This window comes from Pseudarcicella hirudinis, assembly GCF_900115665.1.
GTDB lineage: Bacteria > Bacteroidota > Bacteroidia > Cytophagales > Spirosomataceae > Pseudarcicella > Pseudarcicella hirudinis.
In genome coordinates this window covers 220,331-245,372 of sequence record NZ_FOXH01000003.1, presented here as the reverse complement: position 1 = coordinate 245,372, position 25,042 = coordinate 220,331, and the positions used below count along the sequence as shown (strand labels likewise).

The 25,042-nt window shown below is 37.6% G+C and carries 19 protein-coding genes; 16 read left to right on the top strand and 3 right to left on the bottom strand.

Translation table 11 applies throughout. The features are described from left to right. Positions 1 to 10 precede the first annotated feature (10 nt). The 3 genes from porV (at position 11) to BM179_RS06890 (ending at position 3,121) form a co-directional block, all read left to right on the top strand. Positions 11 to 1,219, top strand: a complete 1,209-nt coding sequence (porV, locus tag BM179_RS06900; RefSeq protein WP_092014269.1) for a type IX secretion system outer membrane channel protein PorV — start codon at positions 11 to 13, stop codon at positions 1,217 to 1,219. Positions 1,220 to 1,313: 94 nt separating this feature from the next. Then, the gene (locus tag BM179_RS06895; protein WP_092014266.1) at positions 1,314 to 2,600 is read left to right on the top strand and encodes a M16 family metallopeptidase; all 1,287 of its coding nucleotides are present in this window, start codon (positions 1,314 to 1,316) and stop codon (positions 2,598 to 2,600) included. An 86-nt stretch (positions 2,601 to 2,686) separates the two neighbouring features. After that, a complete protein-coding gene (locus BM179_RS06890) occupies positions 2,687 to 3,121 on the top strand; it encodes a CBS domain-containing protein (protein ID WP_092014263.1) in 435 nt (144 codons plus the stop codon). Between the two features lie 75 nt (positions 3,122 to 3,196). Here the strand turns inward: BM179_RS06890 and BM179_RS06885 are convergent, their stop codons facing one another. Together BM179_RS06885 and BM179_RS06880 are read right to left on the bottom strand one after the other, a co-directional pair. Then, a complete protein-coding gene (locus BM179_RS06885) occupies positions 3,197 to 4,111 on the bottom strand; it encodes a PfkB family carbohydrate kinase (RefSeq protein WP_092014260.1) in 915 nt (304 codons plus the stop codon). A 346-nt stretch (positions 4,112 to 4,457) separates the two neighbouring features. Next, complete coding sequence (locus tag BM179_RS06880) at positions 4,458 to 4,670, bottom strand: helix-turn-helix transcriptional regulator (RefSeq protein ID WP_092014257.1); 213 nt, start codon at positions 4,668 to 4,670, stop codon at positions 4,458 to 4,460. 225 nt (positions 4,671 to 4,895) lie between these two features. On the opposite strand from BM179_RS06880, the gene BM179_RS06875 reads away from it, so the two are divergent. From BM179_RS06875 to BM179_RS06855, 6 genes are all read left to right on the top strand, one after another. Beyond that, the gene (locus tag BM179_RS06875) at positions 4,896 to 6,467 is read left to right on the top strand and encodes a vitamin K epoxide reductase family protein (protein ID WP_092014254.1); all 1,572 of its coding nucleotides are present in this window, start codon (positions 4,896 to 4,898) and stop codon (positions 6,465 to 6,467) included. A 71-nt stretch (positions 6,468 to 6,538) separates the two neighbouring features. After that, positions 6,539 to 6,676, top strand: a complete 138-nt coding sequence (locus BM179_RS25040) for a bacteriocin (protein ID WP_218159174.1) — start codon at positions 6,539 to 6,541, stop codon at positions 6,674 to 6,676. Between the two features lie 74 nt (positions 6,677 to 6,750). Continuing rightward, complete coding sequence (locus BM179_RS06870; RefSeq protein WP_143095165.1) at positions 6,751 to 8,295, top strand: TlpA family protein disulfide reductase; 1,545 nt, start codon at positions 6,751 to 6,753, stop codon at positions 8,293 to 8,295. A gap of 15 nt (positions 8,296 to 8,310) precedes the next feature. After that, positions 8,311 to 9,357: a DUF6625 family protein gene (locus tag BM179_RS06865; RefSeq protein ID WP_177219317.1), complete on the top strand. Its 1,047-nt coding sequence runs from the start codon at positions 8,311 to 8,313 to the stop codon at positions 9,355 to 9,357. Positions 9,358 to 9,496: 139 nt separating this feature from the next. Then, the gene (locus BM179_RS06860; protein ID WP_092014249.1) at positions 9,497 to 11,722 is read left to right on the top strand and encodes a peptidase domain-containing ABC transporter; all 2,226 of its coding nucleotides are present in this window, start codon (positions 9,497 to 9,499) and stop codon (positions 11,720 to 11,722) included. A 24-nt stretch (positions 11,723 to 11,746) separates the two neighbouring features. Continuing rightward, complete coding sequence (locus BM179_RS06855) at positions 11,747 to 13,117, top strand: HlyD family secretion protein (protein ID WP_092014246.1); 1,371 nt, start codon at positions 11,747 to 11,749, stop codon at positions 13,115 to 13,117. A gap of 2 nt (positions 13,118 to 13,119) precedes the next feature. Here the strand turns inward: BM179_RS06855 and BM179_RS06850 are convergent, their stop codons facing one another. Further along, positions 13,120 to 14,295 (bottom strand): hypothetical protein, encoded by a 1,176-nt coding sequence (locus tag BM179_RS06850; protein WP_092014243.1) that lies wholly within the window; start codon positions 14,293 to 14,295, stop codon positions 13,120 to 13,122. 245 nt (positions 14,296 to 14,540) lie between these two features. Here BM179_RS06850 and BM179_RS06845 point away from each other — a divergent pair, with 245 nt between their 5' ends. From BM179_RS06845 to typA, 7 genes are all read left to right on the top strand, one after another. Then, a complete protein-coding gene (locus BM179_RS06845) occupies positions 14,541 to 14,921 on the top strand; it encodes a HEPN domain-containing protein (protein ID WP_092014240.1) in 381 nt (126 codons plus the stop codon). A gap of 225 nt (positions 14,922 to 15,146) precedes the next feature. Continuing rightward, complete coding sequence (gene cysS, locus BM179_RS06840) at positions 15,147 to 16,637, top strand: cysteine--tRNA ligase (RefSeq protein WP_092014237.1); 1,491 nt, start codon at positions 15,147 to 15,149, stop codon at positions 16,635 to 16,637. A 93-nt stretch (positions 16,638 to 16,730) separates the two neighbouring features. Beyond that, the gene (locus BM179_RS06835) at positions 16,731 to 17,471 is read left to right on the top strand and encodes a rhomboid family intramembrane serine protease (protein ID WP_092014234.1); all 741 of its coding nucleotides are present in this window, start codon (positions 16,731 to 16,733) and stop codon (positions 17,469 to 17,471) included. 5 nt (positions 17,472 to 17,476) lie between these two features. Further along, entirely contained in the window at positions 17,477 to 18,376 is a 900-nt protein-coding gene (locus BM179_RS06830; protein WP_092014231.1) for a rhomboid family intramembrane serine protease, read from the top strand. Positions 18,377 to 18,696: 320 nt separating this feature from the next. Beyond that, complete coding sequence (gene dxs / locus BM179_RS06825) at positions 18,697 to 20,664, top strand: 1-deoxy-D-xylulose-5-phosphate synthase (protein WP_092014228.1); 1,968 nt, start codon at positions 18,697 to 18,699, stop codon at positions 20,662 to 20,664. 206 nt (positions 20,665 to 20,870) lie between these two features. After that, positions 20,871 to 22,697: a sensor histidine kinase gene (locus tag BM179_RS06820; protein WP_092014225.1), complete on the top strand. Its 1,827-nt coding sequence runs from the start codon at positions 20,871 to 20,873 to the stop codon at positions 22,695 to 22,697. Between the two features lie 279 nt (positions 22,698 to 22,976). Further along, positions 22,977 to 24,791, top strand: coding sequence for a translational GTPase TypA (gene typA, locus BM179_RS06815; RefSeq protein WP_092014222.1), 1,815 nt, complete (start codon positions 22,977 to 22,979; stop codon positions 24,789 to 24,791). Positions 24,792 to 25,042: the final 251 nt, after the last annotated feature.

Here is a 25,042-nt window from a genome sequence, read left to right as displayed (position 1 = left end):
CTTAAAGACAATGACCAGAAAAATTACCTACGCCCTCAAAGCGGTATTGATGCTAAGCTTAACAGGTTCTTCATTAGTAAGTTTTGCGCAAAAACCAGTTTTGGGACAAGTTAACGAAGGCAGAATTCCTACGCCAGCCATGTTATTTTTAAATATTTCTCCTGATGCCCGCTCTGCTGCAATGGGTGATGCAGGGGTTGCTATCTCATCTGATGTAAATGCTATCTACTGGAACCCTGCAAAATTGGCTGTTGCTGACAGAGAATTCGGTGTTTCATTATCATATACTCCCTGGTTACGTAACTTAATTAACGATATGGCACTTTATAATCTAAGTGCGTATAAAAAAATAGGTAAAGGTCAAACTATCGGACTTGCTGTCAATTACTTCGATCAGGGTCTTTTTCAGGCAACTGATGACCAGGGTACAATCAAAGGAAATTTTAACTCTAAAGAATATGCTATTACAGGTAGCTACTCAAGAGTTCTTTCAACCCACCTTTCTTTAGGGGTAAATCTTAAGTTCCTTAACTCTAATCTGATTGGTAATTATGCCACAGGCGGTAGCCAGGCTATCACGAAGTCACCAAGTACAGTAGCCGCGGATATTGGTTTATTTTATGATACAAAAAGAGATAAGCCCTGGAATTATACCTACGGTTTAATGATTTCTAATATCAGTGGTAAAATCAATTACGGATCAACTCAGGATAACTTCGTTCCTACCAACTTCAAACTTGGTATGGCCGCAACGAGAACGATCGATCAGCATAACAGATTCACATTCACCCTTGATTTAAACAAGTTGATGGTTCCGACTCCTCCTTCTTACAAAACTGTAAACGGAGTTACTGTTATCGATAAAGGTACGGATCCAAATACAAAATCAGCACTTAGCGGTATGTTTGGATCATTCGGAGATGCTCCGGATGGAATTAGCGAAGAATTAAAAGAAGTTACGGTTTCACTGGGTGGTGAATACGTTTACAATGACATGTTTGCAGCCAGAGTTGGTTATTTCAACGAAAGCGAAATGAAAGGTAACAGAAAATATGCTACCGTTGGTGTAGGCTTCAAGTTGGAGAAAAAATATAGCTTCGACTTTGCTTATTTGTTGCCGACAGGAGGAAGCGGAAGTCCTTTAGCTAATACCTTAAGAATTTCCCTTGCAGCTACATTTGATGGCGCTCCAAAGTCAGTGGCATCTGAGTCGAAATAATAAACTTTATTTTAGAAATTATTGTTTATCAAATGACATTCCAGCAGGAGTGTCATTTGCTTTTTAAGAAAACCAGTAAAAGCCATTTGTTTATATGATTTTAGACAGAACCATCTCTCCGAATTTTAAAACCATTGATGAGGTTAATATCGCATCAATTCAAACCATTGTTTTAGCCAATGGCATTCCATTACATATCGTAAATGTCGGAGAACAACCTGTTATGAAACTAGAAGTAAGTTTTGAGGCAGGCGGATGGTTTGATTATCCGAATAATGGAGTTTCTCATTTTACTGCAAAAATGCTCAGTGAGGGAACGGCGAATCATTCATCTTCAAAAATCAGTGAATTTTTTGACCTTTTTGGTGCCTTTACAGAATTCGGTCATGGATTAGACCGTGCGAATGTAGTAGTGTACGGACTTACCAAACATTTAAGTTCTCTACTCCCGATGATTTTGGAAATCATCAATGAGTCTGTATTCCCGCAGCGGGAGCTTGATAACCTGAAAAATATTTCCCTTCAAACATTAAAAGTAAATCTCGAGAAGAATGCTTTTGTAGCCAACCAGGTATTCAGAAAAGATGTTTTCGGAGCTCAGCATCCTTATGGTAATTCATTAAGAGCGGAAGACATTCAAAGCATCAACAGAGATGATCTTATTAAATTTTATAATAATCGCTGGAAAAACCAACCTTGCAGAATCTTCCTGTCAGGAAAAATCAGTGATGCAGAAATTAAATTAATCGAAACGTTCTTCGGTAATCATCAGATTGCTAAATCAGATATTTCATCTAAAGTTCTTCCTGAAACAGATTATAACAGTCAGGATAAAATTTTAGTAGAAAAAGAAAATGCAGTGCAGTCCTCTATCAGAATGGGCAGGAAACTTTTTAAAAGAAGTCATCCTGATTATTTCAAAATGTTATTGCTGAATGAAACGCTGGGTGGTTATTTCGGTTCCCGTCTCATGAAAAATATCAGGGAAGAAAAAGGCTTCACTTATGGGATTTCTTCTAATGTGGCACCCTTTGCAAGAGATGGATATTTCATCATCGGAACGGATGTCAAAAAAGAATTTACTCAGCAAACTATTGATGAGATCTACAAAGAAATTAAAAAATTACAGACAGAATTAGTTTCAGAAAGTGAATTGGAAACTGTCAAAAATTACATGATTGGCGCCTTTGCCGGATCTCTGAATACTCCGTTTGAGATCATAGACAGATATAAAGTGATTTTGGGTGAAGATTTACCTTTGGATTTTTATCAAAATTATATCTCAAATATCAGACAGGTTTCCGCTCCCGAAATTTTGGAAATGGCGAATCAATATCTATCCGAAGGTTCTCTGTTAGAGGTAGTTGTAGGAGGAAAATAGTTAAACTTTCAGGTGATATTCATTTGGATTTAAGTAAGTTATTTTGTAAATTTTCAAACATAAACTTTTTAAATCCAGACATCATTATGAAAAAAGTTTCAAATCTAATTCAAGGTAAAGGAAGTACGGTTACTACCATCGAAGCAACCAAAACAGTATATGAAGCTTTGGAAGTAATGGTAGAAAATAATATTGGTGCCATTATTGTATTACATGAGGGGGAGTATATCGGCCTGTTGACAGAACGGGATTATGCAAGAAAGGTAATATTGAAAGGGAAACATTCTCAGGAAACTTTGGTCGGAGATATTATGCAGAATAATCCTCCGAATGTCACTTTCAATGATACCATTGAAAAATGTATGGAAATTATGTCTGATAAACACATCAGATATTTGCCGGTAGTAACTGAAAAAGAAGTAAAGGGCCTGGTTTCAATGGGTGACCTTGTTCGTTTTATCATTGAAGATCAAAAACATACTATAGAAAATCTTCAGAATTATATTTCAGGGGCAGTTTAATGGTAAAAGCCTAATAAAAATTAAAAGCCGGACTCTTCCAGGAATCCGGCTTTTAATTTTATGTGATTCAGGTTCCTAAATCTTGAAATGAGCCAGATCAGCAAATTCCTGAACTCTGCCTGTTACTTCAGCTTCAGTAAGAGTAAGCATTCTTTCAGTCCCGAATTTTTCAACACAGAATGATGCCATGGCAGAACCATAAACAATTGCTCTTTTCATATTGTCAAATGACAAATCTTCTGTTTTGGCAAGATATCCGATAAAACCTCCTACGAAAGTATCCCCTGCTCCCGTCGGATCAAATACATCTTCCAGTGGTAATGCCGGGCAATAGAACATTTTTTCCTCCTGGAATAATAATGCACCATGTTCTCCTTTTTTGATAATGAGTGTTTTTGGACCCATTTCAACTATTTTCTTAGCAGCAACTCTTAGAGAATATTCCCCTGAAAGCTGACGTGCCTCCTCGTCATTAATGCAAAGAACATCCACCATTTTAATGACACGCTTCAAATCTTCCAAAGCAACATCCATCCAGAAATTCATCGTATCCATTACAATCAATTTCGGGCGGTTTCTAAGTCTTTCTATCGCCTGAATCTGAACCATCGGAGTAAGATTACCTAACATCAGATATTGGCAATCCTGATAAAGTTCAGGGATAACCGGATCAAAGGTCCCTAACACATTCAGCTCTGTCACCAAAGTATCACGGGAATTCATATTATTATGGTAACGGCCAGACCAGAAGAAAGATTTCTCTCCTTCTTTAATCTGAAGGCCATCCAGATTTACTCCTTTTGCCGTAAGCATGTCTATGTACTCCTGTGGAAAATCCTCTCCGACAACAGCTACTACATTTACATTCGGTGTGAAATAGCAAGCCGAAAGACTGATATAAGTACAAGAACCACCGATAATTTTATCTGTTTTTCCATAAGGCGTTTCCAATGCATCAAACGCCATTGATCCAATTGCTAATAAGCTCATTAATAATTAATTATTGTGAAAATATATGGCAATTTACAAAAAAACAGCTGTTTTACACGACTCTGTGTGCAAATAAGAGTTTACAGGATGCGAAAGGGAATATCTTTTGGCTGCTACCCGTAAAATAATACAATATAAAACCCCAATGTCATTAATTTCTTAATGGCAGATATTCAGACACAGCATACTGCTTACCCAAAAATCAAATATGAGAAAAAAGGAGAAGTAGATTTAAAGTAAGAGCTCATAACAGCGAAACCAGGTTAAAAGCTCTTACTATAGATTGAATAAAAATTAAAGAAGCAAAGCCAATGTTGAATTGGTTTTGTCACAAAGACTGATAATCTCAGGCGGAGATTCTTAATAAGTCCGGTGAGGATAAACCTAATATCTCACACAATTTTGAAAAATGTCTGAGACTTGGGCAATGCCTTCCGGATTCCCAGTTATTATAACTGCTTTGACTCACACCAACAAATTCCGCCACTTCTGTTTGTGATAAGCGTTTGGAAATACGAGCTTTTATTAAAGCTTCAGAAAGGGATGTAGTACTTAACATAAATTAAAAAGGTTAAAACATGGTAATTTATGATAACGCCAACAAATTGTAAAAAAACAAATAAATCTGCGATTATCACTTATATTTTCAAAATTATCAGTTTTCTGATAGAAATTATCAGTTAACTGATAGGAAAATCCGGAAGGTAGAACAAAATTTGCTTCACAATAAATCACAATTTTATCACAAATATATACAATAATTATCAATGTAACTGAGATTGAGATGCATCAACCGTTCGATTATAGAATACTTACCAAATGGTTAATTAAGATCGGAATTCCTGTTTCAGAGCACTATCTCAAACATTCTTTACAATTACATCCGGATTATCCTTCGATTTACAGCATAACTGATGTTATTGAAAAAATGGGCATTGACTGCCTCGCTGTTGAAATCGAAGCCGAAAGCCTTGACGAAGTCCCCCTGCCCTTTCTGGCAAATATGAAATCTTCAGATGGTTTAAGGTTCGAACTGATCGAAAACCTTAATGCTACTAAAGAATCTGCATTTTCCGAAAACTGGACAGGAATCGTTATTGCAGCAGATAAACCAAAACATTTTAAAAATGCAGAGATTGATAATTATTTAAAAAACGAAAGAGAAAGCAAATATCTTATCATTCTCATTGCCATTTTAAGCGTATTCTTTTTCGTAAGATTAAATTTATTCAGCGAAGTCCGGTGGCTATATATTTTTTCAATCAGTGCATTAGCGGGATTACTTATTTCCGTTCTGATAGTTCTGAAAGAACTTGGGCTTTCCAATAAAATGCTGGAGGAAGTTTGCACAGAAGACTGTGAAACGGTAAAAGATAGCACTGATATAAACTGGGGTGAGCTGGGTTTAATTTATTTCTCCGTTCAGATAGTTTTCATAGCTTTTTCAGCAACTGAAAATGCCTCAGTGCGTACATTATTTAACCTCTTGTCACTCTTCAGTCTCGGTTTTATCGCCTATTCATTGTTTTATCAATGGAAAATCGTAAAAAAATGGTGTAAGCTATGTTTGGGAATTCTAAGTATTCTTGCTGTTCAGCTGGCAAATGCAGTCTGGTATCAGGAAACCTTTCAAATATCAATCCCTCAAATATTATCCTTTATATCAGTATCAGCATTTATATACATTTCCTGGGCACTTATTAAACCACTTATAAAGAATTATTTTCATTTCCAGGCGGAATATTATCGCTTAAACCGATTCAGAAACAATACTGAATTATTTAGAAACTATCAGGAAAATCGACCACAGGTTCCTCAGGAGGCCTTGAGTTCAGAACTGGAACTGGCCAATCCTTTGGCTCATACAAAAATTATAGTGGCCTGTAATCCCTTTTGCAAGCCCTGTGCCGAAGTCCATCATAAATTAGAACAGTTAATTGATCGTTTTGGCGAGCAGATCAGCCTTATTATCAGATGGAATGTAAATACTCAGTATAAAGAGCATAAAAGATATCAGGCAGCGCATTATCTTTTAAGTATTGCCTGTTCTTTCCCGATCGAAAAGAGAGTTGCACAAACGAGAATATTATTGAATGAATGGTTCGGAAAAATGGATTTTCATGCCTTTAAAGAAGAGCATTCTTCCTTTAATATTTCCGTCGAAGAATCTATTATTTCCCGTTTGATGGAGGAACATGAACAATGGGCTGAAACAGCAAATGTAGAATATACTCCTTCCATTTTTATAAATGGCAGACTCCTGACCAAACCCTTCGATTTGGGGGATGTATATAATTTCCTGAAATATGAGGAAACACCAGCTTTAGAAGAACCGGAAACTGTTGAAATAACATAAAGAATTTGTTGCAGCAAAAGGATAAGCCTGTAGTCCTTAATTTATAGGTTTCAAAACAAATAATTATGAAAATGAAAGATTTAAAGAAAATTGGAAAAGTCCTAAGCAAAGATGAATTAAGAAAAGTTACTGGTGGTTTTGCATGTTATTGCAATGGCCGTTATGTTGGAGAAATGAGCTCTGTCTCAGCTTGCTGGAATGCTTGCTAGATTTATATTTACCGAGAAGAGGGACAAAATGCCCTCTTCTTCTAAAAATACTTTCATTAACGAATGCCCAATCAATGAAATTTATTCCCTTCTTCCTCTTTAGTCTATTATCCCTGAATTTATTTTCACAAATTTCCGGTGTTACCATTATTGGCCGTATGCCTCAAAGAAATGACGGTGAAATTATTGCTTTCGAAAAACCTATCGGCAATTATCCCAGATCATTTTATATGAATCAGAAAGATAACTGTCAGATTATCAATAATTCATTCAGTAGGACAATCCCTTTATCAACCAGCGGATTTATTTATGTGTACGAGAAGCCGTTCTACAAACCTTTTGCGAAATTATTTGCCGAGCCAGGCGATACAATCCGATTTTCTTACACTGATAATCAAATTACTTTCTCCGGGAAAAATGCCGCTTTTAACAACCTTTACGCCAACAAAAAAATATTTACCGCATGGGACCCGGACTTCTCAGTAAATGATTTATTGAGAAATGCCGATTCTGCCAATGAAATGATTACCAGTGTACAGACTAAGCGTAAAGAGTTTATTGAAAAATACAGGGAAATGCTTAATGAAAAGGCCATTTCTGAAAAATGCTTTAAAGTGTTAACCAACGAAATTGATCAGAATCTTGATAACTGGCTTGGACATCTTGCAGAAAATGCCAGAATTGAAAACTTCAGATCAAGGGAAAATATTACACTTGATCTGGCAGAAGCACAAAAACTGGTAGAAATTCAAAACACTAAATATAATATTTCCAATCCGGACAATTATGCGTCCATTTTTCTGGCTGATAATATTTACATGACTGCCTGGAATATGGAGCAAAAAGCCAGAAATACTCATCGTACTGTTAAAAGGTTCTGGAATAAGTATGATGATATTTTCAAACTCACCATAGGTAATTTCGGAGTTATTGACTTCATTGAATCGGATGATTACCGGGAAATCTTTGTTGCTGATGGTATTTTCTCTGCCTTGAAATTTATGACAGTTGAACCAAAATCATTAGCTCCAGTTTTTAAAAGCTTTGTAGAAAAATATCCGAACAGTGTTTATATCGGACCATTAGCTGAAAAGCTTTTTGACATTGTTCCTGAAGAAATTTCAACCCCGCAGAAGAATAATACCAACACCTCTATATTCGGGAAAATAAGCATTTATAATTCCGTAACAGGATTATCCCTGTCAAATGATACTAATATCCCTCAGGAGAAATCGTTAAAGGAGATTCTGGACAGAAAATTTGCCAATCAAAACATCTTCATTGATGGTTGGGCAACTTATTGTGCTCCATGCATTCAGGAGTTTAAGCATAATCCGGAATTACAGGATTTTTTAGGAAAAAATGCCGTTCAAACCCTCTACGTATCTATTGATAATGAAGTAAGCGTCTCCTTGTGGAAAAAGCTTATCGCTGATTATAATCTCAAAGGTTTCCATCTCTTTGCCGGGCCGGGTTTAATGGATTCTGTCATCAGTTTATTTCAATACGTGCCAAGATATTTCATTTATACAAAAGATGGGCAATTAACCAGATTAGAAGGCAATCCCAGCGATAAGAAGCGCTTTTACAAGCAAATTCTGAATAAAATCAATCCTTAAAACATCAACCGCCAAATGTCTAAATATAAAATCTGCCTGATTTATCCGTATTTCGGGAAAATGCCCTGGTATTTCAAATTCTTCGTGGCTTCATGCAAGTTTAACCCCGATATAGATTTTATTATTTTCACAGATAACAGAATCGGGGAAAAGCTTCCCGAAAATGTGAAAGTAAATTATACGACCTTACAGGAAGTTGAACAATTAGCAAGTATTAACATTGGTTTTCAGGTAAATATACCAAGACCCTATAAACTTTGTGATTTTAAGCCCGCTTATGGTGTCATTTTCGAAAATACCATAAAGGGTTATGATTTCTGGGGCCATGGCGATCTTGATGTGATTTTCGGAAACATCAGGAATTTCATCACCGATGAAATCCTTGATAACCATGATGTTATTGCCGTCAGAGAAGAATATGTGACAGGCTTTTTTACTTTATTTCGTAATATTCCGCTTATCAACAGGCTTTACGAACAAAGTAAAGATTTCAAACTTGTTTTCCGGAACGGGAAAAATTTCACATTTGATGAATGTAACAACCTATTTTCCCAGCTTCAGGCAGGTCAATCAATTTTTGAATTAACTTCTGAAGTTGAGAGCATGACACACGTTGTGAAACGGTTAGATCAGCAAGGCATTATCAGAGCCCATTTCGATCTGTTTGTCGTAGAGAGTAATCCCGGTAATTTATTCTGGAATCAGGGTCAACTCAGTTACAATGACGAATACGAAATCATGCTCTATCATTTGATTCTTTTCAAAGAATTGCCTAGTCATATCCCGGCTTCTTTAAAAGAGGTACCTTCTTCTTATTACATCAACGAAAATTACTTTTCCAAGCTTTCTCCCGGTTCAATACCTGGAAAAATTGAAAAGCTGTTTGTAAAAGGCTATTTATCTCTGAAAAATATGAAAAGGCCTTCTCTTCCTCAAATTGAGAAAAATATACCGCAAAAAGACTTTGACGAGAATGAAGCCTTTGAGGAAATCGAAGTAATGATTGTAAGCAATGACAAAAAAATCATACGGAAAAAGAAAAAGGCCCTAACAGACGCCTGATAAACAACTATATCAAAAAAGGAAATGCCAAATCAACATAAATATCAGGTAATTAATCATTTATGATTTCACAAGACATCCTTTAAAGAGTACTGATTATTGGGTTTGTCTATAATTTATCTTTAAAATAGCCCATTTCTTGAAGCATTTTACTTTTTATCAGCAACACGACCAAATGGATTGCGGACCAACATGCTTACGCATGATTGCGAAACACTACGGGCGAAATTTAAATCTTCAGAAATTAAGAGATCTTTCCGGTTTTAGTCGTGATGGTATTTCAATGTTAGGCATTGCTGAAGCTTGTGAAAGTATTGGTTTTAAATCCCTCGGTGTACGCCTCTCCTTTTCACAACTGGTGGATGAGTCCCCTTTTCCCTGCATTATTCACTGGCAGCAGAATCACTTTATTATAATCTATCATATCAAAAAACCTTCTCTGATACAGCTTCTGAAGGGCAATAAAGAGGAAATGGTTTATCTGGCCGATCCAGCCAAAGGATTAAGAATACTCTCAAAATCTGCCTTTTGTGAACATTGGGCAACTACACAAACTGATGGCATTCCTGAAGGTATTGCATTATTGCTGGAACCCACTCCGGCTTTCTATGAAACGGAAGATGAGCCACCCAAAAGCTTCAGTTTAAAATATCTGAGCAGCTATCTCTGGCAATACAAAAAGATGCTTTTTCAGCTCATCGTCGGTTTATTATTAGGCAGCGGCTTGCAGCTTGCTTTCCCGTTTCTTACCCAGTCAATTGTTGACGTAGGTATTCAGACTCATAATCTCCAGTTTATCTATGTAATTCTGGCAGCTCAACTGATGTTATTCGCCAGCAGAACCGTTGTAGAATTCATCCGTTCCTGGATTTTATTGCATATAAGCATCCGCATCAACCTGTCTATTCTTTCAGATTTTCTGATAAAACTGATGAAACTGCCTATGTCTTTCTTCGATACTAAAATGTTCGGAGACATTATGCAGCGAATTGATGACCATCACCGGATCGAGCAATTTTTAACCGGGCAGACACTCAATACCTTATTTTCAATGATCAGCCTGCTGATTTTTGGCGGCGTTCTGATCATTTACAGTCCGGCAATCTTCATCATCTTTCTCATTGGCTCTGTATTTTACACCTTCTGGGTTATGCTGTTTTTGAATGAGAGAAGAAAGCTTGACTACAAAATGTTTGACGTTGCTGCTAAAAATCAGGGGTCTCTGGTTGCTTTAATTCAGGGGATGCAGGAAATAAAACTAAATAATGCCGAACACCTGAAACGCTGGGAATGGGAACGTATTCAAACAAAGAAATTCCAATTCCAGACCAAAGGACTCGCCTTAAACCAATACCAGCAAACGGGTGCTTTTTTTCTCAATGAAGGGAAAAATATCCTCATTACATTTTTTGCAGCAAAATCTGTGATAGATGGCCAGCTAAGCCTTGGTACCATGCTGGCAATTCAATATATAATCGGACAGCTAAATGCACCTATTGAGTCATTAATTCAATTTGTTCAGACAGCACAAAGTGCTAAAATCAGTTTGGAACGCCTTAATGAAATTCACGAAATGCAGGATGAGGAGCCAAAAGATCAGCCCAAAATGCAGGCACTTCCGGGTAATAAAAGTTTACAGCTTCATCAATTAAATTATACCTACCCGGGAGCCGGAAATGAGGCAGTTTTAAAAGACCTGAACCTCACATTTCCGGCAGGGAAAGTAACCGCTATTGTCGGAATGAGTGGCAGCGGAAAAACAACCTTATTGAAATTGCTGCTAAAATTCTATGACCTCAACAAAGGAGACATTCTGGTTGGTCCTAATTCACTGAAAAATATCAGTTCAAAATTATGGCGTAGTAAATGTGGGGTAGTTATGCAGGATGGTTTTATTTTCTCAGATACTATCGCCAGAAATATTGCCGTAAGTGAAGAAGTGCCAGATATCGGGCGTTTATACCATGCCTGTAAAGTAGCCAATATTCTGGAATTTGTCGAAAGCCTTCCTTTAGGTTTCAATACCAAAATCGGAGCAGAAGGAAACGGTATAAGTCAGGGGCAAAAACAACGTCTGCTAATTGCCAGAGCCGTTTATAAAAATCCGGAATATCTATTTTTTGATGAAGCAACCAATGCACTTGATGCCAACAATGAAAAGAAAATTCTGGAAAATTTAGAGCAGTTCTTTCTGGGAAGAACCGTAATTGTGGTGGCTCATCGTTTAAGCACAGTTAAAAATGCAGATCAGATTGTTGTGCTTGATAAAGGGAGAATTATTGAATCCGGAACACATGAAACGCTGACACAAAAACGAGGCGAGTATTTCAATCTGGTCAGGAATCAATTGGAATTAGGGAATTAGGCAGGTTTTAAACATTTTCATGAAATGCCCGTAACAACACATTTAAATGGTTCTTCAAAACAATATACTGCCCAACCAGCACCGTTGGCAGAGGAAGAGGTACTATCCGAAATAAAACCTCTGCTGGAATTACGTTCAGAAGAGGTTCATGAGATTTTAAGTAAAACTCCGGCACCGATTATTCGCTGGGGACTGACTATCATTGCCATTATCGGAATATTTGGCATTGGAATAAGCTGGACAATCAAATATCCTGATATTATTCAGGGAAATGCTACTATTACCACGCAACAACCTCCGCTCAATGTCATTCCCAGAGCAAGCGGAAGATTGCAGGCTTTGTTAATCAATCCTAATCAGGTTGTAAAAAAAGGAGCCTTTTTAGCTGAAATTGAGAATACTACAGCACTCGAAAACTCTTCTATTCTGAAAGCCTTAAGCCTCAGACTAAAACATTTTCTGGAAAAACCGGATACAGAAGTTACATTTCCATCCAATACACTCACTTTCGGAGATTTACAGACAGAATACAATGTTATACTGAAAAACTATCAGGAATACCGCCGTTTGATGAATGATGCCATCTATCTCCAAAGGAAAAAAATCCTGATATCCCAGGTTGAAGATTATCATAAACTGGTAAAAATCAATGAGAGGCAAGTGGCGATTAATGCTGAAGAATTTAAAAATGCCGAAACCAAGTATAATTCCGACAAGAAATTATTTAATGAAAAAGTGTATGGAAAACTGGAGTTTCTAAGCCTTGAAAACACTTTTTTACAAAAGAAAAAGGATAATGAAAATTACAATAAAACGCTGATAGAGAATAGTCTTACTTTATCAGAAAAACAAAGACAATTAGCTGAACTTGATTTCGATTTCCTGCAAAAAACACGAGCTTTTAAAGATAATATTCAGCAATCTGTCCAAAACATAGATAACCTCCTTACTGCCTGGAAACAAAATTACTTATTAACGGCTCCTTCAGACGGAAAGGTGAACTTCCTTAAAAACCTGGCCATTAACCAGGTGGTTCGTACAGGAGATACATTGTTTGCTATTTTACCCGAAAATCAACCGATTATAGCCATGGCAAATGTTCCTGCACAAAATTTCGGAAAAGTTCATGTAGGTCAGCAGGTAATTATCAAATTAATCAATTATCCCTATCAGGAATATGGAAGTATTAATGGAAATATTCAGGAAATAGCCTCCTCCGCTTCCGGCAAAAACTATCGGATTTTCATTCAGTTACCCCATGGACTAAAAACGGCATATGGAAAAACCCTGCCTTTCAATACCGAAATGCAGGGTTCTGCTGAAATTATTACTGAAGACTTAAGACTTCTGGAACGTGCTTTCTATGGTTTCAGAAAATTGATTAATCAGCGATAGGATTAGCCAACTCTCGGTGCGCGTTTAAATTCTTTGGTCTGATCAAACAGGAAACGGTACGTTACATACTCCTTGTCTCTGGTGGTACCTAATTGTGAAACAAACCTATTCATTTTAGGATTGAAATCCCCGACCCAATTCATGTCAATCGTTTCGTATTGATAATGAGGATTCTCCCTTCCGGCCTGTCTGAATCTCAAGGCAATAGCCGACTCCACACCTTTTCCCTGATATTCCGGAATTACTCCGAAAATAACCCCGCAGGTTCTGGTGATAACTCCTTTCCACATTAAAAGCATGAACTTAATTTTTTCCCATATTCCGAATTTGCCATTCAGATGTTTCACAATCTGGTTGATATCAGGAATTACAATGAAAAAAGCGATCGGTTTATCTCCGGCATAAGCAAACCAGGTCAATTCCTCATCAATAATAGGCTTCATGGTTTTTACCAGCTTTTTTGCCTGTTCTGAGGTCATTTCCTTTACTCCGGGAAATTTAGCCCATCCCAGATTGTAAATAGTCAGAAAATCTTCTCCGAATTTATCAAGATTACGTTTCTCAATATGTCTGAACTCATATTCAGGGTTATTGTAAATGCGTTCTGCCTTTTCTTCAACGGCTTTTGTAACATTCGCTGCCCGAATCGGGGTGACATAAACATATTGCTGGAAATAATCTCTGAACCCGTAGTTTTCAAAAAATGGAATATAATATTCTTTCGTCCAGGGCATTTTGTAGGTAGGTTCAAACTCCCAGCCTTTTATCATAAGTCCCCAAAAACTATCTCTCTCTCCGAAATTGACAGGACCATCCATCGCTTCCATTCCTTTGTTCTTCAACCAGTTCCGGCAGGTATCAAAAAGTAAGAAAGCAGCTTTTTCATCCTCTATACATTCGAAAAAACCCATTCCTCCGGTTGGCTGTTCTTCTTTCTCAGAAGTTTCATAGTTGATAAAAGCTGCAACCCTCCCAATCGTTTCACCCTCACTATTCTGCAAAATCCAGCGAATACACTCACCGTGTGCAAAATATTTATTCTTCTTTTTATCAAAAACATCTTCTACATCGTTGTCTAAAGGTCTGATCCAATTGGCATTGTCTGCATACAACCGGACAGGTAGAAGAAGGAATTCCTGTTGTAACTTTTTATTGTCGTTTACTTCTGTAATTGTCATTTGAAATGTCTCTTTAATTCTTGTAGGTGACAGGGGGCTTTACCCAAAAATTTCTCAAATATAGCTGATTTTGAGTCATAAGGTATCAGAAACAGAAATGGAATAAAATGAAAACTATCTAATTCCGGCATACTTTTGTTAGTTTTGTATTAAGGTTAGTACTTGTGTTGAATTTCTGGTTCAGGCTTTATATTTGTATCAGATTATCCGAAAAGATAAGTTGTACCATTATTATAAAAAATTCAATGAAAACGTACATTTTAAGGGCAGAAGACGAGTTTGAAAGTGCGAAGTATCTTTTTCAAAACGACTTCTATCGTGGTACCATCAATCATTGTTATTATGCCTGTATATGGTTGATGAGGGGCATGCTGGCAGAAAGAGGCATTTTCACCAAAATACTTGACGGAGCATTGGCATTTTTCGAGGAATATTTCATCAAAAAAGATCTTCTTCCTCTTACTTTTACCAAGTTCATTTACGACATCGTAAGAAAATATAACGTCAAACAAACTGATATAACCGGAGATTTCTGGTACGAAGAGACGCTCTACGTGATTGAGAAAACGGAAGAATTTCTAAGTTTTGTAAAAGAACTGGCTTTCAAAGCCGACCGTGACAATTAAATTTCCATCAATTATGAAAATACTGAGTAATATGACCTATTTCCGATGTTGTCTTTAATCAGAAAGACCGGTACAATCCGGTTTGCCATTAAATTTAAAGTCTGCGAAGACAGAAAAATCTCTGTCCGGACATCGAAAATTGTTATAAAGTATCAAAACAAAAGAATATCGGGCGAAATGCTTTAAACTTTGAAATACTGACGCCGGATTACTGAAAAACTGAAAATGCAACCATTAAAAATTTACAATACACTCAGCAGAGAAAAAGAACTATTTCAACCAATTAATGCCCCTCATGTAGGAATGTATGTATGCGGACCAACTGTTTACAATTATGTTCACCTTGGCAATGTACGTACTTTTACTACTTTTGATACACTTTATCGTTACCTGACTTATATCGGGTATAAAGTTCGTTATGTCAGAAACATTACCGATGTCGGGCATCTGGTAGGTGATGGAGATGAAGGAGAAGATAAAGTCGGGAAAATGGCCAAGCTGGAAAAGCTGGAGCCCATGGAAATTGTGCAGCGTTATACCAATGATTTCCATAAAGTTCTGGAACAATTTAACCTGCTTCCTCCAAGTATCGAACCTTCTGCCACAGGTCATATTGTTGAACAGATTCAAACAACTCAGACACTTATTGAAAAAGGATTGGCCTATGAATCTAACGGATCTGTTTACTTTGATATAGCAAAATACAATGAGCAGGGGGGTGAATACGGCAAACTTTCGGGAAGAATCATTGAAGATCTCCTGACAGAAACCAGAGATCTGGATGGTGTCGGAGAAAAGAGAAATCCTTTGGATTTTGCCTTATGGAAAAAAGCCTCTCCGGAGCATATTATGCGCTGGCCTTCTCCCTGGGGAGACGGTTTCCCGGGATGGCATCTTGAATGTACCTGCATGAGTACCAAATACTTAGGAGAAACCTTTGATCTTCATGGCGGTGGAATGGATCTGAAATTCCCGCATCATGAATGTGAAATAGCACAGGCAAAAGGAACCTATGGTATAGACCCTGTCCGTTATTGGATGCATTCAAACATGCTTACAGTAAATGGTCAGAAAATGTCTAAATCTTTAGGTAATTCTTTCCTTCCTTCCGAACTATTTGCAGGCAGCCACCCGTTATTAGAGCAGGCATATAGCCCGATGACAGTTCGTTTCTTTATGCTTCAGTCGCAATACAGAAGCACTCTTGATTTTTCTAATGATGCGCTCAAGGCTGCACAGAAAGGATATCTTCGTCTTATCAACGGACTAAGAATCATGAAAGGCCTTGAATATGTATCTGAGGAAGGGGTTGACATTGAAGAAAAACATGTCGCCGAAATACAAAAGGGTGTTCAGGGGTGTTATGATGGATTAAATGACGATTTAAACACCGCTGTTGCGATTGCCGGTTTGTTTAATCTGGTCAAAAAAATCAATCAGCTATACACCGGGCAACTAAAATCATCTCAGATCGGGGAAGAAACCTTTAAACTATTGAAGGATACTTTCATCGGACTCATTGAAGAGGTTTTAGGCTTACATGAGGAAAAAAACAGTAATATTGATGCTTTTGCTTCCGGAATGCTTGAGCTTTACCGTGAATATAAAGAAGCCAGACAATACGATAAAGTTGATCAGATCAGAACGTACTTCAAAAGTAACGGATTAGTTATTAAAGATATGAAAACGCGTATTGACTGGGCTTATGAAGAGTAAATAGCTTTCATAAAAGCATTCTCAAATAGAAAGGGTATAATTTTTTTACCGGATACTAAATAATCCGGTTGTAATGGCAAAGTAATTTGAAAGATGCTAAACAATCTCACTCCTGTTGTACGTAATTTGTTAATTGTAAACGTTGTCCTGTTCATCTTAAAAAGACAAGGCTTTAATGATGACTGGCTGATGTTACATTATTTTGAAGCGCCGGATTTTCATATCTACCAGTTGGTAAGTTATTTGTTCATTCATGCAGATTTAGGTCATATTTTTGGAAATATGTTTGCGCTTTTCATGTTTGGGCCCTTACTGGAAAGATTATGGGGTGCAAAACGTTTCATTATTTTCTATTTTGTTTGTGGAATCGGTGCCGGATTGTTATATTCAGTAATACATTATTTCGAGTTGTCTGAACTCCGCAGAATCACCGAAGTATGCCTTCAGGATCCAACACCATTGAACCTGACGAGTTATGCATCGCACCAGGGTTTCTCGGATTTACTGGGTGGCAGACCGATGACTGTTGACCTCGTAAAGCAATATTATTCGCAGGTTTTGAGCTCAGGTGTACTGGAGGGAGCATCAGGTGCTATCTTTGGAATATTGATGGCTTTTGGTATGTTATTCCCTAATACTGAATTATTCATGTTTTTGATCCCGTTTCCTATTAAAGCAAAATATTTTGTAACTTTATATGGACTCTATGAGTTATATGCAGGTATTCAACGTTCTCATGGTGACAATGTAGCACATTTTGCTCATGTTGGCGGCATGCTTTTTGCCTTTATTTTGATTCGTTACTGGGGTTCTCAACGAAACAATTTTTACTAACAAATATGAGTGGCTTATTTAATGATTTCACCGATGCTTTCGCCAAAAGGAATAATGGCCTGGTGCAGATCATTTTAATTAATGTGATCGTATTCCTGCTTCTTATCTTTGCCGAGGTTATCCTCACGCTTTCAGGTAAGACAGGGATATTTTTGCTTATTTTTGACCAGCTTCGTTTACCGTCTTCATTGCATGAATTGCTCCTGAAGCCCTGGACGCTCATTACGCACTTCTTTACGCACAGAGATATTTTCCACATTCTTTTCAACATGCTGTTTTTCTACTGGTTTGGAAAACTCATTGATGAATATCTTGGAAACCGGAGGTTGATTAATCTCTATATTTTAGGAGGACTGGCTGGTGCGCTGGCATTTTTAATCATTTACAATACGATTCCATATTTTCAGAATCAGCTGGGTTCCATGGTTCATGGTGCTTCAGGGGCCGTTTATGCTGTGGTTGTTGGTGCTGCTACGTTATTGCCGGAATACACTTTCTTTCTTTTTCTTTTAGGACCAGTCAGGATAAAATATATTGCAGCATTTTATGTCATACTTTCTTTCATCGAAACAATAGGCTCTAATGCCGGAGGCAATATTGCTCATTTGGGTGGAGCCTTACTCGGATTTATCTATATTAAACAATTACAGAAAGGAAGAGATTTAGGCGCTCCAATTGATGCTATTGTTAATTTTTTCCAGAATCTTTTCAAAAAGAAAGAAAGACCCCCTATCAAAGTTACCTATCGTTCCCAAAATCAGAAGTCTTACAGCAATGCTTCTCCCGCAGGTTTTCCTGATGAAGATGAAGTAGATGAAATTTTGGATAAAATCTCGAAATCCGGATACGAAAGTTTAACAAAAGAGGAGAAACAAAAGCTATTCAGAGCAAGTCAGAAGCAGTAAAAAATTAATATTGGAAAGTTAGTATTTGGAAGCATCCCAAAAAATGCAAAGCAAATCACTGAAAATCATTTAATTACAAATTTTAATTTCAAGAAAAAAGTCATTTTTTTACAATATTTTGAAGGTCAGAATTCGTATGAAAGCTGACCTTTTTCATTATCTGAAATTATTGCTTAATTTTGTGCCCTTCTTTATTGTACAAAAAGAAGAAACTTTACCCGATTTGAAAACAATCTATTAAAGTTTTGTATAAATTAAACAATTCAAAACTTTAATGGTTTCTCAGTTTACGTGAAGTTTAATTTTAAAATTAGATGTCCATGCTAATCACCCCGGGAAAAATATTAGCCCAAATTAACTCTCCTGCGGATCTGCGTAAGCGCGACCGCTCGGAGTTGCTGCAAATCTGCCAGGAATTACGTCAATACATCATTGACAATGTTTCTGTATATGGCGGGCATTTTGGTGCTTCATTAGGGGTAACAGAGTTATCTGTTGCTTTGCATTATGTATTCAATACTCCGGATGACCAGGTTATCTGGGATGTAGGGCATCAGGCATATGGTCATAAAATTCTTACCGGAAGAAGAGATAATTTCCATACCAACCGACTGTATAAAGGTATTTCAGGCTTTCCAAAAAGAAAGGAAAGTGAATACGATGCGTTTGGTGTAGGGCATTCTTCCACTTCCATATCTGCAGCGTTGGGGATGGCTGTTGCTTCCCGTTATAAAGGAGAAAATCTTCGCCAGCATATTGCAGTAATCGGAGATGGTTCGATGACGGCAGGAATGGCTTTTGAGGCCATGAATCATGCAGGAGATATCCCTAACAATATGATTATCATTCTGAATGATAATTGCATGGCTATTGACCCGAATGTAGGTGCTCTGAAAGAATATCTTACAGATATTACCACTTCTCATACCTACAATAAGGTTAAAGACGAAGTCTGGACACTTTTAGGAAAAATGTCAAAATTCGGCAAATCTGCACAAGACATTGTTTCCAAAATTGAAAATGGACTGAAAGCCACTTTATTAAAGCAGAGTAATCTTTTCGAATCGCTCAATCTGCGCTATTTCGGACCGATTGACGGGCATGATGTGGAATATCTGGTTACGGTTCTGAATGACTTAAAAAACATTCCGGGACCAAAAATCCTTCATTGCATCACTACAAAAGGCAAAGGATATGCTTTAGCTGAAAAAGATCAGACTTTGTGGCATTCTCCCGGCAAATTCGATAAAATTACCGGAGAAATTAAGAAAAAGGTATTTGATACGCCCCAACCTCCTAAATATCAGGATGTTTTTGGCAATACGTTGGTAGAATTAGCGGAAAAGAATCCTAAGATCATGGGAGTTACTCCCGCTATGCCATCAGGCAGTTCTATGAATATCATGATGAAAGCGATGCCTGATCGTGCATTTGACGTGGGTATTGCCGAACAGCATGCAGTAACTTTTTCAGCTGGAATGGCAACTCAGGGACTTACCGTTTTCTGCAATATCTATTCCACTTTTATGCAAAGAGCATACGATCAAGTAATTCATGACGTTTGTATTCAGGAATTGCCGGTTGTATTTTGTCTGGATCGTGCCGGATATGCAGGGGCAGACGGCCCTACACATCATGGCGCTTATGACATGGCATTTATGCGTTGTATTCCTAATATGATTGTTTCGGCTCCTATGAATGAGCAGGAATTAAGGAATCTCATGTACACGGCTTCTCTTGACGAGTTTAAAGAATTGAAAAAATCTTTTACCATTCGATATCCCCGCGGAGAAGGTGTTATGCCAAACTGGAGAACTCCTCTGGAAAAAATCGAAATCGGAAAAGGAAGAAAAATAAAAGATGGTGAAGATGTTGCCATTCTCACGATAGGACATATTGGAAATTATGCAGTAAAAGCGACAGAAAATCTATCTGAGGAAGGATTAAATCCTGCACATTATGATATGAGATTTGTGAAGCCGCTTGATGAAGAAATGCTGCATGAAATATTCCGGAATTTCGATAAAATTGTAACTGTAGAGGACGGGTGTCTGCAAGGTGGTTTCGGTTCGGCCATCGCTGAATTTATGTTGGATCACGGATATTCTGCACAGGTTAAGAGATTGGGTATTCCGGATGCAATTGTAGAACATGGAGAACAGATCGAACTTCATCGTGAAAGTGGTTTTGATGTGGAAGGTATTGCCAAAGCTGTCCGTAAAATGATTGGTGTAGAAAAGAAAGCGTTCAAAGATGGGAACAAGTCAAATCCACTGATTCTTAACTAGATACTCTTTCCATAAGTACTAAAATTCAGTCTTCAGGCTCTAAGAGTCTGAAGGCTTTTTATTATCCTCTGCTCTTTTTAAAATATATCTTCCATCCTAAGCCTTTCCTCCAGCCAAATTCTGAATTGATTTTGATTGATTACAAAATAAAATTATCTTGGTTGATATTTAATAAGTATTTCTTCTCTTTCAAGTTTGAGTATTTTATGAAAAAACTACTTTTCAGGTGTTTTTTAATGATTCTTCTTGGCAATAGTTCTGTATTTGCCCAAAGGAAAATTGTTATTAACAGCTCAGATCACCCTTTTGTAATCGGGAGACAAATAGAAGTTTTTGAAGACAAAAGTGCGCTGCTTGACTTAAAAGGAGTACAAGCACCTGGCAATGATGCCCGGTTTACTCAAAGTATTCAGATTAATCCAAATTTCGGTGTTACCAATTCGGTAGTATGGTCCAGATTTAAACTGGTAAATAATACTTCTGACAAGCTCTATCTCGAAATCGGGGAACCCGTAATGGATAGCATCACGATATATAAAATTGACTCCTCCAATAAAATATCCATTACCAAAGCAGGGGTTTATCTGCCTTCCAACGAAAGAGATTTGCATACAAATTTCTATCTGATTGATCTCAAACTTCAACCCAATGAATACGCAACGTATTACATGCGTCTCCAGAACTCTCAACCGATTATTTTCCCGCTGAGAGTAGCTGCACTTCCGGTATTCTTTGAAGATAATCATCCGAAAGATCTCTTACAGGGATTTTACCTTGGTCTGATGATCGTTATGGCGATTTTCAATTTCTTTATTTTCTGGACAGTCCGCAGCAGGGAATACCTGTATTATGTATTGTATGTCCTTTCCTTTGCCGGTTTTTTTGCCCATAATAAAGGGATTTCTCAGGAATTTATCTGGGGACAGGCCGTATGGGTTAACAGGTTTTCACCTCTGTTTCTGGCTTTTACTATGATATTCGGGTTGCTTTTTGCGGAAAGTTTCCTCAATGCGCCACGGTATATTCCTGTAACACGCAGAATAACCAGGGGCTTTATCATTTTAATTGCTTTATTTCTGTTTTTCAACATCATTGGCTTAGGAGCAGAAAGTACCAAATTCCTGAATCTCACTTCATTTTTCGCTGTTTTCTACATTTTGGTTGTGGCCATTCTAATCTGGCTGGAAGGTTCATTATATGCCTTATTCTTTCTCATTGCCTGGTCCACCATGCTGATCAGTGCCATGATTTTCATTCTGCAACTCTCGAATGCTCTGCCAAGTGATTACTTTACCAGAAATGCCTTGCAGGTTGGTTCCGGACTGGAGGTTGTTTTGCTGTCCTTTGGTCTTGCTTACCGAATCAATGCTTATCGGCAGGAAACAGAAAATGCCCAAAATGAAGTCATCAAGCAGCTTCAGGAAAATGAACAGATCAGAAACAGAATTGCAAGAGACCTGCATGATGATATCGGTTCAACACTGAGTAGTATTGGTATCTTAAGTCAGGTTGCTGAAAATCAGGTATTAAATAGTCCGGTAAGTGTAAAAGATCTTTTGAAAAAAATTACGGACAGTTCACAGAAAGTGCAGCGTTCGCTGAGTGATATTGTCTGGACTACCCGCCATACAAGTGATAATTTCTCAGAATTGCTGGTCAAAATGCGGGAATTTATTGCCGAATTATTTGAGCCGAAATACATTCATTATGATTTCAAGGCAGACGATCTTCCGGATATCAAATTATCTCCTACCAAACAATACCATTTATATCTTATTTTCAAAGAGGCTATTAATAACATTGTAAAGTATGCAGACGCTTCGGAGGTAAAAATAGAATTTTTCGTAAAAGACAACCATCTTCTTATGACGATTTGTGATGATGGAAAAGGCTTTGATGAGAAAACAGTGAAGCAGGGAAACGGGCTTGGCAATATGAAAAAACGAGCAGAGCAAATGACAGGCAAACTCACCGTAACAAGCAAGCCGGATTGCGGAACCTCAATCAACTTTTCAATTCCTTTGATTTTATGATAGTTAGCTCAGCCGGCTGAGTAAAAATACTTTATTTAACTTTCTAGCTGTCAATTTTTTATAATTTTCCTCTATGATTTATGACCAATCAGGGGTAACAAATTATTTTTCAATATTATATCTATTTTAAAATTAAATTGAATAGCACTTTTCTAAGAAATTCTCCGTACCTTTGCACCCTGAATTTTAAGGATTTGTCTGTTATCAATTATCTGAATTCCGACTCGGGAATTTGATTGTCTGGTAGCAGATAACGGATAATGGATAACAAAAAACCCCATGCAAAGCATTAGAAACATCGCCATCATCGCCCACGTTGACCACGGCAAAACAACATTAGTAGATAAGATCATTCATGCGTCAAAGCTCTTCCGTGACAATCAGGAATTCGGAGATTTGATTTTGGATAATAATGATCTGGAGCGTGAACGTGGTATTACCATTGTGTCAAAAAACGTTTCGGTTCGTTATAACGGCGTAAAAATTAATATTATTGACACTCCGGGTCACGCCGACTTTGGAGGTGAGGTAGAACGTGTATTGAAACTGGCTGACGGAGTAATTCTTTTGGTAGATGCTTTTGAAGGTCCTATGCCTCAAACTCGTTTCGTATTGTCAAAAGCGATTCAGTTAGGTTTGAAACCGATCGTTGTTGTAAATAAAGTTGATAAAGAAAACTGCCGCCCTGACGAAGTTCATGAAGCTGTTTTCGACTTGATGTTCAACCTTGAGGCTACTGAAGATCAGTTAGACTTCCCTACCCTTTATGGTTCGTCAAAACAAGGCTGGATGAGTACTGACTGGCAGAAACCTACTACTGATATTGTTCCTTTACTGGATGCTATCATCGAGCACATTCCTGCTGCTCCGCAAAATGAAGGTCTTCCTCAAATGCAGATTACTTCATTAGATTACTCTTCATTTGTTGGTCGTATCGCTATCGGACGTGTACACAGAGGTACTTTGAAAGAAAATACTCAGGTTGCTCTTTGTAAAGCTGATGGTTCTATCAAGAAAATGAGAATTAAAGAATTGCACGTTTTCGAAGGACTAGGTAAAGCTAAAGTTTCTGAAGTAAGTTCCGGTGAAATCTGTGCAATTACAGGTTTGGAAGATTTTGAAATTGGTGATACAGTAACCGATGCTGAAACCCCTGAAGCATTACCAAGAATTTCTATTGATGAGCCAACAATGAACATGTTGTTTACCATCAATAACTCTCCGTTCTTTGGTAAAGAAGGTAAATTTGTAACATCCCGTCACCTGCGTGACCGTTTGTTTAAAGAAACTGAGAAAAACCTTGCATTGAAAGTTCTTCCGACTGACTCTGAAGATAAATTCCTTGTTTTTGGCCGTGGTATTCTTCACTTGTCTGTTTTGATTGAAACAATGCGTCGTGAAGGTTATGAATTACAAGTTGGTCAGCCTCAGGTTATTTATAAAGAAGGTGAAAACGGAGAACGTTTAGAGCCAATTGAAACGCTTGTAGTTGATGTGCCGGAAGAAACTGCCGGAAAAGTAATTGAATTAGCTACTCAAGGTAAAGGTGAATTGTTGATTATGGAACCAAAAGGTGATTTACAACACCTTGAGTTCAGAATCCCTTCACGTGGATTGATCGGTTTGCGTTCTAAAGTATTGACTTCAACATTCGGAGAAGCGATCATGGCACACCGTTTCAGCGCTTATGAGCCATTCAAAGGACCAATCGCAGGAAGAATCAACGGTTCATTGATCTCAATGAATACAGGTGTTGTTACTCCTTATGCTTTGGACAAATTGCAGGATCGTGGTGTTTTCTTCATCGATCCAAGTGAAGAAGTTTACAGCGGAATGGTAGTTGGTGAGCATAACCGTCAGAATGACATTGAAGTTAACCTTCAAAATGCCAAAAAACTGACTAACATGCGTGCATCCGGTACTGATGATAATGCTAAGATTGCTCCTAAATTGAACTTCTCTCTGGAAGAGTCAATGGAATATATCCAAAAAGATGAGTATTTGGAAATCACTCCAAAATCATTGAGAATGCGTAAGATTTATCTTGATCCAAGTGAACGTAAACGCATGGAACAAAAAATGGAAATGGCTTAATTGTCTGTTTCAATACATAAAAAAGTCCTTAGGAGTTAATTCTAAGGACTTTTTTGTTTTTTGCAACCACATAGGCATATAGGAAACATAGTTTTTTCCCCTCCTCGTGGTCCGCGGCTCTCGGAACACTTTATACAACCACATAGGGATATAGAGAACATAGGGTTGTTTCTCCTTCCGTGCTCCGTGACTCAGGGAACACTTTATGCAACCACATAGGAACATAGAAAACATAGGGTTATTTCTTCCCT

What these genes read in the sequence shown, in the direction of transcription:
- BM179_RS06820 (WP_092014225.1), top strand. Translation starts at nt 20,871, where the DNA reads ATGAAAAAACTACTTTTCAGGTGTTTTTTAATGATTCTTCTTGGCAAT.
- BM179_RS06865 (WP_177219317.1), top strand. Translation starts at nt 8,311, where the DNA reads ATGTCTAAATATAAAATCTGCCTGATTTATCCGTATTTCGGGAAAATG.
- BM179_RS06890 (WP_092014263.1), top strand. Translation starts at nt 2,687, where the DNA reads ATGAAAAAAGTTTCAAATCTAATTCAAGGTAAAGGAAGTACGGTTACT.
- dxs (WP_092014228.1), top strand. Translation starts at nt 18,697, where the DNA reads ATGCTAATCACCCCGGGAAAAATATTAGCCCAAATTAACTCTCCTGCG.
- BM179_RS06850 (WP_092014243.1), bottom strand. Translation starts at nt 14,295, where the DNA reads ATGACAATTACAGAAGTAAACGACAATAAAAAGTTACAACAGGAATTC.
- BM179_RS06870 (WP_143095165.1), top strand. Translation starts at nt 6,751, where the DNA reads ATGAAATTTATTCCCTTCTTCCTCTTTAGTCTATTATCCCTGAATTTA.
- BM179_RS06830 (WP_092014231.1), top strand. Translation starts at nt 17,477, where the DNA reads ATGAGTGGCTTATTTAATGATTTCACCGATGCTTTCGCCAAAAGGAAT.
- typA (WP_092014222.1), top strand. Translation starts at nt 22,977, where the DNA reads ATGCAAAGCATTAGAAACATCGCCATCATCGCCCACGTTGACCACGGC.
- BM179_RS06855 (WP_092014246.1), top strand. Translation starts at nt 11,747, where the DNA reads ATGCCCGTAACAACACATTTAAATGGTTCTTCAAAACAATATACTGCC.
- BM179_RS06845 (WP_092014240.1), top strand. Translation starts at nt 14,541, where the DNA reads ATGAAAACGTACATTTTAAGGGCAGAAGACGAGTTTGAAAGTGCGAAG.
- porV (WP_092014269.1), top strand. Translation starts at nt 11, where the DNA reads ATGACCAGAAAAATTACCTACGCCCTCAAAGCGGTATTGATGCTAAGC.
- BM179_RS06885 (WP_092014260.1), bottom strand. Translation starts at nt 4,111, where the DNA reads ATGAGCTTATTAGCAATTGGATCAATGGCGTTTGATGCATTGGAAACG.
- BM179_RS06875 (WP_092014254.1), top strand. Translation starts at nt 4,896, where the DNA reads ATGCATCAACCGTTCGATTATAGAATACTTACCAAATGGTTAATTAAG.
- BM179_RS06895 (WP_092014266.1), top strand. Translation starts at nt 1,314, where the DNA reads ATGATTTTAGACAGAACCATCTCTCCGAATTTTAAAACCATTGATGAG.
- BM179_RS06835 (WP_092014234.1), top strand. Translation starts at nt 16,731, where the DNA reads ATGCTAAACAATCTCACTCCTGTTGTACGTAATTTGTTAATTGTAAAC.
- cysS (WP_092014237.1), top strand. Translation starts at nt 15,147, where the DNA reads ATGCAACCATTAAAAATTTACAATACACTCAGCAGAGAAAAAGAACTA.
- BM179_RS06880 (WP_092014257.1), bottom strand. Translation starts at nt 4,670, where the DNA reads ATGTTAAGTACTACATCCCTTTCTGAAGCTTTAATAAAAGCTCGTATT.
- BM179_RS25040 (WP_218159174.1), top strand. Translation starts at nt 6,539, where the DNA reads ATGAAAGATTTAAAGAAAATTGGAAAAGTCCTAAGCAAAGATGAATTA.